This window comes from Phytohabitans aurantiacus (assembly GCF_027923225.1).
GTDB classification, from domain to species: domain Bacteria; phylum Actinomycetota; class Actinomycetes; order Mycobacteriales; family Micromonosporaceae; genus Phytohabitans; species Phytohabitans aurantiacus.
Map to the genome: position 1 here is coordinate 28,881 of NZ_BSDI01000060.1, position 12,029 is coordinate 40,909.

Sequence of the window (12,029 nt, forward strand, 5' to 3'; positions counted from 1 at the left end):
TGAGCAATCATGCATCACCAGCCGCTTGAAGTGAGAGCGCTTTCAGAGGTGGTATCGACGACATGGTCACGACCACCGCCCCGCCACAGTACTTACTGTCCGCCCGCAACGGCGTCGCGGTGGTGTTCGGGCTCAACGGGCTCGGCGTCGCCTCGTGGTTCGCCCGCGTGCCGGCCGCGCGCGACGCTCTCGACCTGTCCGCGGGACGGCTGGGCATGCTGCTGCTCGCGATGTCTGCCGGCGCGATCCTGGCCATGCCGACGTCCGGCGTGATCACCCACCGGCTCGGCCCGCGCCGCACGGTCACGATGGCGGCGGCCATCGCCGCGGCAGGCCTCGCGATCGCCGGCCTGGGTGGCGGCATGGCCTCGATCGTCGTGGTGGGACTGGGAATCTTCGCACTCGGGTACGGGTCGGGCACGTGCGACGTCGCCATGAACGTCGAGGGCGCGGCCGTGGAGCGCCGGCTCGGCCGCACGATCATGCCGCGCTTCCACGCGGCGTGGAGCCTCGGCACGGTCGCGGGCGCGGGCATCGGAGCCGGCGCGGCGCGCGTCGGACTTCCCCTCGCCGCGCACCTCATGCTCGCGGCGGGCGTCATGCTCGCCGGTACTCTCGTCGCCGTCCGCTCCTTCCTGGCGGCCGACCCGGAAGCCCCGCGCGAGAAGTCGGGCGGCGTCCTCGCCGCCTGGCGCGAGCCGCGCACGCTGCTGATCGGCCTTCTGGTACTGATCATGGCGTTCACCGAGGGCACCGCGAACGACTGGCTGGCGGTGGCGTTCGTCGACGGTCACGGCGTGACCGAGGCGGCCGGCGCGGCGACGTTCGGCGTGTTCGTGGCCGCGATGACCACCGGGCGCACCCTCGGCACGCTCGCCATCGACCGCTGGGGCCGGGTCCGCACCCTCACCGTCACGATCTTCATCGCGGGCGCCGGCGCGCTGATCGCGATACTCGCCAACTCGTGGGCGGTCGCCCTCGCCGGCGTCGCGCTGTGGGGCGTGGGCGCGTCGCTCGGCTTCCCCGTGGGCATGAGCGCCGCGGCCGACGAGGAACACCGGGCGCCCGCGCGGGTCAGCGTGGTCGCGGTGATCGGGTACACGGCATTCCTGGCCGGTCCCCCGCTGGTGGGCTTCCTCGGCGACCACACCGGCACGCTCAAGGCGCTGCTGATCGTCCCGCTGATCCTGCTGCCCGCACTCGCGCTCGTGCCGGCTACGCGCCGCCAGCCCGCTGCACCGTGATCGAAGCTTCATTCAAGTCGCTCTTACCACTTGAATGAAGCTTTGATCACGGGTGGAGGGCCTGCGCGGCCAGCGCGGCGCCGCGCGCCCCGGCCATGTCGAGATCGGGTACCAGGGAGAAGGTGACCGTTTCGGACTGTTCCCGCCGCAGCACGGTGTGTTCGCGCACCTTGCCCAGGAACCAGTCGCGGAACTCCGGCACCGTCTCGACGACCCCGCCACCCACGAAGAACGCGTGCGGGTCGGTGAAGTTGGCCGCGATCGTGAAGAGCCGCCCCAGCGCCATCGCCTGCTGTTCGAAGATCGCCCGCGCGAGGGGGTCGCCCCGCTCGCCGTACGACCGGACCAGCCGGGCCGCCTTGTCGATCGGCACCGCCGCCAGCTCGTGCCCGTCGAAGCGGGTCAGCCAGTACGGCAGCAGGTTCTTCACGATGCCGGTCAGCGACGCGACGCTCTCGACGTCACCACTGAACCCGCAGTTGCACTTCGGGACCTGCTGCCCGTCGGCGAGCAGCCCGTCGAGCGGGATGTGGACGTGGCCCAGCTCGCCAGCGGTACCCGTGGCGCCCTTGACCACCTGCCCGGACTCGATGACGCCGCCGCCCAGCCCGGTGCCCACGATCGCCGAGATCGACGAGCGCGCGAACGCGTCGGCGCCGAAGTGCACTACGTGGGCGTACAGGGCGGCGGCGTTGCCGTCGTTGTTGTAGACCACGGGCAAGCCGAGCCGCGCCTCGAGAGCGCCCCGGATGTCGAAGCCGTACCAGGCGGGCAACGAGAAGTTCGTGGCGCCGCGGGAGGAGATCACCCCGTCGGCGCTGGCCGGGCCGGGCGTGTCGAGCCCGACGGCGCGTACCGCCGCCGCGTCCGTGCCGGTCAGGCTGAGCACCTGCTCGACCGAGCCGGCGAGCGCGTCGAGGGCGGCCTCCGGCCCCTGCAGGACGCAGCTCGGCGTCTCGACCATGCGATCGATGAGGAACTGGCCGGACGCGTCGAGAAGGGTGGCATTGGTACTGGTCCCACCCACGTCGAGACCTACGACCACGGGACCGGCTGATGCGTGCACGCCTTGATCGTACGATCTGGCCGGCACGGGTCCCTACATGACGATGGATATTGATACAGTGATACGAACGGTGATGGGTCGGCCACTGATCGTATTCAAGCCCGGCCCGGGGAGGACCGGCCATGGTAGTGCCATTCCCCCGGCGCGCCATCGTCAGGCGCCGCAGAGCATTCGCGTTGCTGGGCACCGTCCAGGCGACGCTCATCTTCACGATCACCGTGGTGTCCGTCCCCCTGCCGGCCATCGGCACGCTCTGGGGGCTCACCCGGTCAGAGTTGATCCTGGTCAGCGCGGCGTACGCGCTCTCCTTCAGCGGGCTGCTGCTGTTCGGCGGCCGGCTCGTCGACAGGTACGGCGGCCGCCGCCTGCTGCTCACGGGCCTGGCTTTCTTCGCCGTCGCGTCGACCGCGGCGGCGTTCTCGAATGGTTTTGAGATGCTCGTGGCCGCGCGGTTCGGGCAGGGCGTGGGCGCGGCGCTCGCGGCGCCGGCGGCCGTCGCGGTCCTGCATCGCCTGTACGCCGACCCGGCGAGTCACCGCCGCGCGATGGCCCGTTGGGGCGGGCTGTCCGTGCTCGGCGCGACCGCGGGCATCCTCACCGCTGGCGTGTGCACGTGGGTGTCGTGGCGGTACATGTTCGCGCCCGGCATCGCCGTGGCCATCCTCGGGCTGCTGATCGCCCCTCGGCTCGTGCCGCGCAGCGCGCCGGTCGAGCGCCCGCAGCTCGACCTGTTCGCCGCGGTCCTCGCCACCGCCGGGGTGACCCTGGTCAGCTACGGCCTCGTCGTCACCGACCAGTATCCGTGGACCGACCCGATGGTCGCCGGTCCACTCGGTGGTGGCGTACTGCTGCTGTTGCTCTTCATCGCGGTGGAGGCGCGCGGCCGCTCCCCGCTGCTGCCGCTGTCGTTCCTCGACGACACCAGCCGCATCGTCGGCCTGCTCACGATCGCGTTCGCGGCGGCCGGCGCCTCGCTGATCACCCTGCTGCTCGGCCTGTACCTCCAGCAGATCCGCGACTGGACGCCGCTGCGCACTTCGGCCGCGTTCCTCCCGTACGGGATCACGCTGCTGCTCGCGGGACGGCTGTGCCGGCGCCGGCTCGAACGCCGCGGCCCTCACGGCGTCATCGCGTTCGGCCTGACGTGTGCCGCCGCTGGGCTGCTCCTGCTAGCGACACTCGACCCGAGCACCCCGTACACCACCGGCATCCTGCCCAGCCTCCTGCTCGTCGCCACCGGGCTGGCGCTCGCGTTCGCGGGCGCGACCGTCCTATCTTTGGCGGGCGTACAGGCCCGGCAGGCCGGACTGGCCGGCGGCGTCATGAATACCGCGATGGAGGTGGGCCCGACCGTCGGCCTGACCATGCTGATGGCGGTGGCCGCGGCACGCAGCGCGCACCTGGCCGACGCCGGCGCCGTGGTGGCGACCACGGGCGGGTACGCGTGGGCGTTCGGGGCGGCGGGGGTGGCGTTCGCGTTGCTGGCAATGCTGGTGACGATCACCGACCGGCCGCGGCGGCGCCCAGACGCGGCACCCGTGGCCGCGTTGCCGGCAAGCAACCGGCTGGCTCTGCCGGCGGCACCACGCCGCTTCACACCCGCCCTCGACACCAAACCATCCACGAAACGCCCCATCCCGGCGGCGACCGGCCCCTCCCCCTGGTTCTAACCCCACCCCCTTCACGGGAGGAGGATTGTGGTTTCGGAGGCGAGGGTTGCTACCAGGTCCGCGGCGGGGAGATCCCGTGACAGCGCGCCGGCCTGGCCCACGAGCATGGGGGGCTCGGGGGTCAGGTAGCGGGGCAGCGGGTAGTCGGGCGGGTCCACTGTGGAGGACTCGAGACGGTCGACGAGCGGGGTGCGTACGGCGCGGGCGTGGCGGCCGGTCAGGACGCGGGTGACGGTGGTTTCCTGCCCCACCGCCCGCCGGTGCGCGTCGGTGGTGCCGGCCTCGGGGCAGCGCAGGAACGCGGTGCCCAACTGCACGCCCTGAGCCCCGAGCATGAACGCCGCCGCGATCCCGCGACCGTCCATGATGCCGCCGGACGCGATCACCGGCACCGATACCGCGTCGACGATCTGCGGTACCAGCGCTAGCGTGCCGATCAATGATCGGTCGACTGGGCGGTCGAAGGTGCCGCGGTGACCGCCGGCCTCGAAGCCCTGGGCCACCACCGCGGTCACGCCCGCCTCTTCGAGCGCGACCGCCTCGGCCACCGTCGTCGCGGTGCCGAGGATGACCGCGTCGACGCCCGCGAGAGGCGGTATCCCGAACGTGAAGCTGAAGACCGGCACCCGCTCGGACACTATGACGTCGAGCTGATCGTCGAAGCTTGGCGGAGGCGGTCGCTCCGCAAGCGGTACACCGGTCAAGGTGGACCACTCCGCGACCCGGTCGGTGCGCGGCGGCGGCTGCGGTGCGAAAAGGTTGACCGCGAAAGGCGCGCCGGTGAGTGACCGGACCGCGGTGATCGCCGCGCGGAGCTGGTCAGGGGCGAGCATCGCGCCCGCGATGGAGCCGAGGCCGCCGGCGGCCGAGACGGCGGCGGCGAGGTGCGGTGTCGAGGGGCCGCCGGCCATGGGCGCCTGGACGATCGGCAGGCGTATTCCGAGGTCGCGCGCCAGCGGCGTATCGCTCCAAACCACGTCGTACCCTACCCCGAAACAACACATTGACGGCCGCCGTTACACATCCTAAACTCGCCGGTAACTTACCGATCGGTAGCGACTTCAGTGCCACACTCCCGGAGGTGGAGACGTGTCGCTCATCCCTGCGCGCCGCCGCTGGCGCCTTACCAGTCTCGCCCTACTAGCCCTTCTCTCGACCCTTTTCGTAGCGCCGCGGTTCGCCGCCGCGGCGGCCGCCTGCCCGACGGACGGCATCCCGTTCACCAGTACGCTCAGCAACGGTGCCGTCCAGATCGGACAGTTGGATCCGGCGACCGGCGCCACGGCCACCGCGTGCGGCGTCGTACGGTGGACACCCGAGTTGACGCTGGAAGGCGTCATTCCCAAGGAAAACCTGGCGTTCGAGCCGCTTTCGGTGCCGGTGGGCCTGCTCTCGGTCGAGGTCGAGATCGTGCCGGTGACCGACTTCAGCGGGCCGGTGACGTTCGGCGCCGACGGCATCCACATCGCACTCAGCGGCCAGGTGGTCGCCACGGCCGATCTCCTACTGAGTAAGTGCTCGATCGGACCGTTCCGCTCGGCGCTCACCACGGACCGCAGCGGGGCCCTGACCGGTGCTCCATTCGGCGGTACCGACATGACGAACCTCAACGGCAAGCTCGTCGGCAACGAGGACCCGGTGCCGGCGGCGCAGCACACCTGGAAGTGCCCGCTGCTGGTGGCCGCGCTCTTCAACTCCATCACGGGGCTGCCGTCGCCCGCGGGCGAGTCGTCGCTCACGTTCGACGCGAACCTGAAGCTCACGCCGGCGGCCGCGGCCGCACTGCGCACAGTGTGAAATTCACCTACCATCCACTTACGAACGTCGAAGGATATTTGCGATCATGGCTGCGTGGCCAACATTCGTAGGACGTCCTTCCTCGTAGCCGGTTGCCTGCTCGCCGGCCTGGCGGTGACAGCACTGTCCCGCCCGGCCGGCGCAGCGACGCCCGCACACAGCGAGCGCCTGCTCTTCGACGGTGGCGGCAGCGAGTCGCTCAACGGCATCACGTACCACTCGTTCCGCATCCCGTCGCTGGTCCGCACCCGGTCGAACACGCTGCTGGCGTTCGTCGAGGGACGGGCGGCGGCGAACGACGACCACGGAAACATCAACCTGCTCTACAAGCGCTCCATCGACAACGGCGCCTCCTGGTCGGGGCTGCAGGAGGTGGTCGGCGCCGGACTGGGCACGTGGGGCAACCCGACCGCCGTGGTCGACGAGAGCAACAACAAGGTGTGGCTCTTCATGTCGTGGAACCCGGCCGGATACAGCATCAACGGCGTGGACGGCACGACGAAGATCACCGCGTGGGAGCACCGCAAGGTGTACGTCTCCAGCAGCACTGACGACGGACTGTCCTTTAGCGACCCGGTCGACATGACGGCGGCTCTGAAACCTCGAACGCTGGCCAACGGCGACCCGTGGGCGTGGGACGCCATCGGGCCGGGCGTCGGCATCCAGACCTCGACCGGACGGCTGGTCATTCCCGCGCAGCACCGCAACATCTACAGCGACGACCACGGCGTTAGCTGGAAGGTGCAGCGCATCACGACCAGCGGCGGCGCGTACCAGGAAGGCACCAGCGAAGGCACTGTACTCGAACTGACCGACGGCCGGCTGATGCGCAACGACCGCGCGACCACGCAGGTATGGAACACGGGAAAGCGCCGGTGGGTCTCGCGCGGCACGATCGGTGGCGCCTACACCACGTTCGCGCCGGACGAAACGCTGCTGGATCCGGCGATGCAGGGTTCGGTGCTGCGGTACAACCTGGACTCACCGACGCGGATCGTCTTCCTCAACTCGGCCAGCACGCTGACCCGCACCAAGATGAACCTGCGGATCAGCTACGACGAGGGCAAGACCTGGCCGGTGCACCGGTTCCTCAGCGACGCCCCGCTGCCTGACTGGGCGGCGTTGGGCTCCGGAGCGTGGGCGGAGGGCGGGTACTCCAGCATGGCCAAGACGGCGGACTACTACGTTGGCGCGCTCATCGAAGTCAATGAGGACAGGAACAACACTGACACCTCGCACGTGTCCATTGTGTTCCGCAAGGTGAACCTGCCCTGGATTCTCAACGGGGCAACCGAGTAGCGCTCATCGGCGGCTCGGTCAGCCTCGGGCCGGGCCGCCCGCGGAGCACCCGGAGCGCGATGCCCGGCCGCATCAGCGCCGCTGGCGGCGAGACGAGATGCAGCACGTCGGTGAGCACTTCGGACACTCGCGCGTCGCGGTTGGCCACATCGGACGTGCGATCGAGGTACCAGTGCGAGAGCCGGCTGAGCCGTCCGGGGCGCGGGCCGGCGGTGGTCGGGTACCGCAAATCGGCGCCCGTGGCGATGAGCCAGGCGGCGGCGCTGCACTCGGCGACGGCTGCCTGCATTTCGCGCCCGAAGGCGCCGGGGTGGCTTCGCAGGTGGTCGTCGAGGCGCACCGCGGCCATCGCCGCGACGGCCATCCCCTGGCCGTACACGGGGTTGAACGAGCACGCCGCATCACCCACGACAAGGAACGCGTCCGGCCACCGCGGCATCGCCTCGAAGTGCCGGCGGTGGTTGGCAGTCTGCCGGAAGCCGTGGATCGGCGAGTCGGGCTCGGCGTCCCGGATCGCGTCGTACAGCAGAGGGCTGCGCAGGCTTCGCGTGAACTCCAGGAAGCCCTCCTCGTCGGTCGGCGGGCAGTCGTTGCCCAGCCCTCCGACAGTCACCATCCAACGGTCATTTTCGATCGGATACAGCACGCCGCCCCGCGACGACTCCGGCGGCTTGGGCATGAGCAGGATGTTTTTGCATCCGTCGACCGCGCCGGGGCGCAACCGGTAGCGGCGGCTGGCGTATCCGAGACCGGCGTCGACGCGGCTCTCCTCCGGCCGCCCGTATCCGAGCTGCGCCAGCCAGTCGGGGCTGCGCGAGCTCCGCCCGCTTGCGTCGACCACCAGGTCGGCGGCGATCCGCTCGATCACACCGGTCTCCCGGTCGCGGACCTCGACGCCGGCGACGCCATCACCGCTGGCACTCGGCAGCAACCCGACGACGATTTGCGCGGTGCGGAACCGCACCCGGTGATCCTCGACGAGCCGCCGCCGGGCGGTCCAGTCGATCAGCTCCCGGCTGGCCCCCACCAGGCCGTGCGTCGGCGGAAACCGCTCCCGCCAGCCGGTGGTACTCAGATACAGAATGTCGGTCGGCGCGGCGACCGGCACCGCGCCCAGCGCGTGCAGCTCGGCCATCATGCCGGGAAAGAGCCGCTCCAGGGCGCGCTGACCGGCGGTGATGAGCACGTGCAGATGGTGAGCCTGAGGCACGCCCTTGCGCACCTTGGGCTCGTCCGGAAACCGGTCACGCTCGACGACGGTGACCTGCTCGACATGCTGGGCAAGGGCGCGGGCAGCACAAAGGCCGGCGAGGCTGCCGCCGACGACGATGGCGTGACGGTACTCGGGCATGCCTCCATAGTGGCCGATGTCGCCGCGACTGGTCAGGTCGGCAAGGGTGTCGGGATTCTTATATGCCCCGGTCCGCGCCGATGAGGGCGGGGTCACACCTGGTTTGGTTGTGCACAACTTAATTGCAAGTTACCGTTCAGTACGTGGATGAGATGGCCCTCCGGCGCCAGGTGTGCTTCGCGCTCTACGCGGCATCCCGGGCGACGACCGCGCTCTACAGGCCGCTGCTCGACGAGCTCGGCCTGACGTATCCGCAGTACCTGGTGCTGCTGGTGCTCTGGGAGCGCGACGGGCGCACGGTGAAGGAGCTCGGCGAAGAGCTGCGTCTGGATTCCGGCACGCTCTCGCCGCTGCTCAAGCGCATGGAGGCCGCTGGTCTGGTGGCGCGCCACCGGACGGCCGGCGACGAGCGCGTGGTCGAGGTGCGGCTGACCGCCGCGGGCACGGAGCTTCAGGCCCGTGCGCGCAGCGTGCCGGCCACGCTCGTGGCCGCAACCGGTCTCGACAGGAAAACGCTCGTGGAACTGCGCGACACACTCACCACATTGGCATCCACTATGGACATTGCCGCTGCGGAGCTGGCGGCCAAGAAGAAGTAGGAGCACACGATGCAGGTGCTGTACACCGCGGAAGCGCTGGCAACTGGCGACGGGCGCGAGGGGCACGTCCGCAGCTTCGACGGCCTCCTCGAGGCCGATCTGGCCGTACCGAAGGAGCTGGGTGGTGCCGGCGGCGCGACCAACCCCGAGCAGCTCTTCGCGGCCGGATACGCCGCGTGCTTCCACTCCGCGCTGCGGCGCGTCGCGCGCCAGGCGCGCGCGGACGTCAGCGGATCGACCGTCATCGGCCGTGTCGGCATTGGACCCAACGGCGATGGTGGTTTCGGTCTCGCCGTCGAGCTGGAAATCGCCCTGCCGTCCGTCGAGCGCGTGGCCGCGCAGCAGCTCGTCGACCGCGCGCACCAGGTTTGCCCGTACTCGAACGCGGTGCGCGGCAACATCGACGTCAAACTGACGGTGGTGGACGAATGAGCGCCGGAGCGGCCGCTGGGCGGCTCATCGGCCGTGAGGTGCGGCTCGCCTCGCGCCCGTCGGGCTGGCCCGTGGCGGAAAACTTCCAGATCGTCGAGGCGCCGGTGCCATCGCCCGGCCCGGGTCACGTCATCGTGCGCAACATAGCCATGTCGGTCGACCCGTACATGCGCGGGCGGATGAACGACGTCAAGTCCTACGTCCCGCCGTTCGCGCTGGACGCACCGCTGGATGGCGGCGCGGTCGGCGAGGTCATCGTCTCCGAGTCCCCCGACCGCAAGGTCGGCGACCTGGTGGTGCACGGGCTCGGATGGCGCGACTACGCGGTACTCGACGCGAGCCGCACCAAGGTGATCGACCCCGGCCTCGCGCCACCGACCGCATACCTGGGCGCGCTCGGCATGACCGGACTCACCGCGTACGCGGGGCTGGTCGAGGTCGGCGCGATGCGTCCCGGCGACACTGTCTTCATCTCCAGCGCCGCTGGCGCGGTGGGCAGCCTCGCCGGCCAGATCGCCAAGCTGCGCGGTGCGGCGCGCGTCGTCGGCAGCGCGGGCAGCGCCGCCAAGGTGGCGTACGCGCGAGAGTTGGGCTTCGACGCGGCATTCGACTACCACGACGGCCCGGTCGGCGATTCGCTGCGAGAGGCCGCACCCGACGGGATCGACGTGTACTTCGACAACGTCGGCGGCGACCACCTGGAGGCCGCGCTCTCCTCGCTCCGTCCACATGGGCGGGTCGCGATGTGCGGAGCGGTCGCTCAGTACAACAACACGACACCGCCCGCGGCGCCACGCAACCTCGCGTTGGCGATCGGCAAGCAGCTGACGCTGAAGGGTTTCATCGTGAGCTCGTACGGCCACCTGGCGGACGAGTTCGCGGCCCAGATGGCCGAGTGGCTGCGCGACGGCAAGGTGCGCTTCGACGAGACGACCGTCGACGGATTGGAAAACTCCGTCCGCGCGTTCCTCGGCATGCTGCGCGGCGACAACGTCGGCAAGATGGTCGTGCGCCTGTCGTAGGATTCTGCGTTGTTGCATTCCTAAACCTGGGGGTTTCGATGTCAGAGTCGAGTACGTGGCCGCCGCCCGGCACTGACATCGACACGCCGAGCGCGCCCCGCATCTACGACTACGCGCTCGGCGGCGCGCACAACTTCGCCGCCGACCGGGCCGCCGCCGAGGCGTTCTTCACGGCGTACCCGGACGCGCCGCTCGTCGCCCGGTCCAACAGGGCGTTTCTGCAGCGCTCCGTGCGGTACTGCGTGTCGCAGGGCATCACGCAGTTCCTCGACCTGGGCTCCGGCATCCCGACCGTCGGCAACGTGCACGAGATCGCCACGCAGCTCAACCCCGACGCCCGCGTCGTGTACGTCGACAACGAACCGGTCGCGGTCGCACACACCCGCGAGATCATCGCCGACGTGCCCAACGTGGCGATCGTCGACGCCGACATGCGCGACGCCGAGGCGGTGCTGCACGCGCCCGAGACCCAGCGGCTGATCGACTTCAGCCAGCCGCTGGGTCTGATGATGGTGGCGGTACTCCACTACGTGGCCAACGATGATGGCATCGCCGACATCATGGCTCGATACAAGTCGGTGCTGGCGCCCGGCAGTTTCCTGGTCATCTCGCACACCACCGAAGACCCCCGCCCCGAAATCGAGGCCGTCATCAAGAAGGTCTTCGAAGAGGCGGGCGCACCGATAATCCACCGCGACCGCGACGAGGTCACCGCTCTGTTCGGCGGTCTCGAAATCCTCGAACCAGGCGTGGTGTGGACGCCCGAGTGGCAGCCCGACGAGAGCGACGCCCTGCACGCCGAGCCATTCCGGTCCGCGACGTTCGCGGCGGTGGCCCGAGTCCCGTAAGAGCCTGTTGGTAAGCCTGCGGTCGAGCTGCGGCGAGGTCCAGGCGGCGTCCGGCAAGTCGGTCGTCGTCTGGGCCCGGCGCGGCCGATCGCAGGCCTACCAACCGGCTCTAAGGCTCGACGCCCTGCTCGGACACGTCGATCGATTGACCAGAGTCGAAACAATAACGTCATAGGCGTGTCACCACCCGAAACCTGGACGGGCCTACTCTTTTGGTGTGGGCGCGGGGATGCCGGAATCGTGGGGCCGGCTATCGCGTACACGGTGCACGCCGCACCGATGGTGCCGGTGGGGATAGGTGCCCATCCCCACCGGCACACACATCTCGTCACGCCCTTCTCACGCACCGATCAAGGGCAAACGCACGCGCCGCACCTCGCGGTGCCTGGCCGCACTGCGCCTCGCCGCGCCCGGCCGCGCCACGCCAAGCCGCACTCCGCCGCGCCTCGCCCCGCTGTGCTGGCCGCGCCGCGCCTTGCGCGCCTGGCCTGGCCTGGCCTGGCCGCGCCGATCAAGGGCGAATGCACGCGGTTGGATCTCTTTTCCACGTGCGTTCGCCCTTGATCCATGCGAATGCCCTTGATCGGCGTGGTGAGTGGCGGGCTCTTGCGACGTGCGACCTCACGACGCACGGCTACGCCGCGCCTTTTGCGGCGTGGCCCGAAGCCGGCGTTGGTGGGCGCGCGGCTTGGTGGGGTGGG

Annotated in this window: 11 protein-coding genes; 8 read left to right on the plus strand and 3 right to left on the minus strand. The window is 70.1% G+C overall.

All coding sequences use genetic code 11. From position 1 onward, the window contains the following. Positions 1–62: 62 nt before the first annotated feature. Entirely contained in the window at positions 63–1,244 is a 1,182-nt protein-coding gene (locus QMG73_RS38240) for an MFS transporter (protein ID WP_281903883.1), read from the plus strand. A 46-nt stretch (positions 1,245–1,290) separates the two neighbouring features. On the opposite strand, the gene QMG73_RS38245 is transcribed toward QMG73_RS38240, so the two are convergent. Beyond that, complete coding sequence (locus QMG73_RS38245; RefSeq protein ID WP_281903884.1) at positions 1,291–2,310, minus strand: ROK family protein; 1,020 nt, start codon at positions 2,308–2,310, stop codon at positions 1,291–1,293. A 122-nt stretch (positions 2,311–2,432) separates the two neighbouring features. Here QMG73_RS38245 and QMG73_RS38250 point away from each other — a divergent pair, with 122 nt between their 5' ends. After that, on the plus strand, positions 2,433–3,980 hold the full coding sequence (locus QMG73_RS38250; protein WP_281903885.1) for an MFS transporter: 1,548 nt from the start codon (positions 2,433–2,435) through the stop codon (positions 3,978–3,980). 11 nt (positions 3,981–3,991) lie between these two features. On the opposite strand, the gene QMG73_RS38255 is transcribed toward QMG73_RS38250, so the two are convergent. After that, a complete protein-coding gene (locus QMG73_RS38255; protein ID WP_281903886.1) occupies positions 3,992–4,957 on the minus strand; it encodes an NAD(P)H-dependent flavin oxidoreductase in 966 nt (321 codons plus the stop codon). A 112-nt stretch (positions 4,958–5,069) separates the two neighbouring features. On the opposite strand from QMG73_RS38255, the gene QMG73_RS38260 reads away from it, so the two are divergent. Continuing rightward, entirely contained in the window at positions 5,070–5,777 is a 708-nt protein-coding gene (locus tag QMG73_RS38260; RefSeq protein ID WP_281903887.1) for a hypothetical protein, read from the plus strand. Positions 5,778–5,831: 54 nt separating this feature from the next. Next, entirely contained in the window at positions 5,832–7,076 is a 1,245-nt protein-coding gene (locus tag QMG73_RS38265; protein WP_281903889.1) for a sialidase family protein, read from the plus strand. Here the strand turns inward: QMG73_RS38265 and QMG73_RS38270 are convergent. After that, positions 7,057–8,427 carry an NAD(P)/FAD-dependent oxidoreductase gene (locus tag QMG73_RS38270; RefSeq protein WP_281903890.1) on the minus strand — a complete coding sequence of 457 codons (1,371 nt, stop codon included), beginning with the start codon at positions 8,425–8,427 and terminating at the stop codon, positions 7,057–7,059. The genes QMG73_RS38265 and QMG73_RS38270 overlap by 20 nt on opposite strands. A gap of 152 nt (positions 8,428–8,579) precedes the next feature. Between QMG73_RS38270 and QMG73_RS38275 the strand changes: the two genes are divergently transcribed. The 4 genes from QMG73_RS38275 to QMG73_RS38290 are packed head-to-tail and all read left to right on the plus strand — an operon-like array spanning position 8,580 to position 11,328. Further along, positions 8,580–9,026, plus strand: coding sequence for a MarR family winged helix-turn-helix transcriptional regulator (locus QMG73_RS38275; RefSeq protein ID WP_281903894.1), 447 nt, complete (start codon positions 8,580–8,582; stop codon positions 9,024–9,026). Between the two features lie 9 nt (positions 9,027–9,035). Further along, positions 9,036–9,458, plus strand: a complete 423-nt coding sequence (locus QMG73_RS38280) for an organic hydroperoxide resistance protein (protein WP_281903891.1) — start codon at positions 9,036–9,038, stop codon at positions 9,456–9,458. After that, the gene (locus tag QMG73_RS38285) at positions 9,455–10,480 is read left to right on the plus strand and encodes an NADP-dependent oxidoreductase (protein ID WP_281903892.1); all 1,026 of its coding nucleotides are present in this window, start codon (positions 9,455–9,457) and stop codon (positions 10,478–10,480) included. Before QMG73_RS38280 ends, QMG73_RS38285 begins: the two co-directional genes overlap by 4 nt. A gap of 38 nt (positions 10,481–10,518) precedes the next feature. After that, positions 10,519–11,328 (plus strand): SAM-dependent methyltransferase, encoded by an 810-nt coding sequence (locus QMG73_RS38290; RefSeq protein WP_281903893.1) that lies wholly within the window; start codon positions 10,519–10,521, stop codon positions 11,326–11,328. Positions 11,329–12,029: the final 701 nt, after the last annotated feature.

Bases quoted from the DNA above. Each gene is read 5' to 3' on its own strand.
- QMG73_RS38240 (WP_281903883.1), top strand. From the start codon at position 63: ATGGTCACGACCACCGCCCCGCCACAGTACTTACTGTCCGCCCGCAAC.
- QMG73_RS38250 (WP_281903885.1), top strand. From the start codon at position 2,433: ATGGTAGTGCCATTCCCCCGGCGCGCCATCGTCAGGCGCCGCAGAGCA.
- QMG73_RS38270 (WP_281903890.1), bottom strand. From the start codon at position 8,427: ATGCCCGAGTACCGTCACGCCATCGTCGTCGGCGGCAGCCTCGCCGGC.
- QMG73_RS38275 (WP_281903894.1), top strand. From the start codon at position 8,580: ATGGCCCTCCGGCGCCAGGTGTGCTTCGCGCTCTACGCGGCATCCCGG.
- QMG73_RS38280 (WP_281903891.1), top strand. From the start codon at position 9,036: ATGCAGGTGCTGTACACCGCGGAAGCGCTGGCAACTGGCGACGGGCGC.
- QMG73_RS38285 (WP_281903892.1), top strand. From the start codon at position 9,455: ATGAGCGCCGGAGCGGCCGCTGGGCGGCTCATCGGCCGTGAGGTGCGG.
- QMG73_RS38290 (WP_281903893.1), top strand. From the start codon at position 10,519: ATGTCAGAGTCGAGTACGTGGCCGCCGCCCGGCACTGACATCGACACG.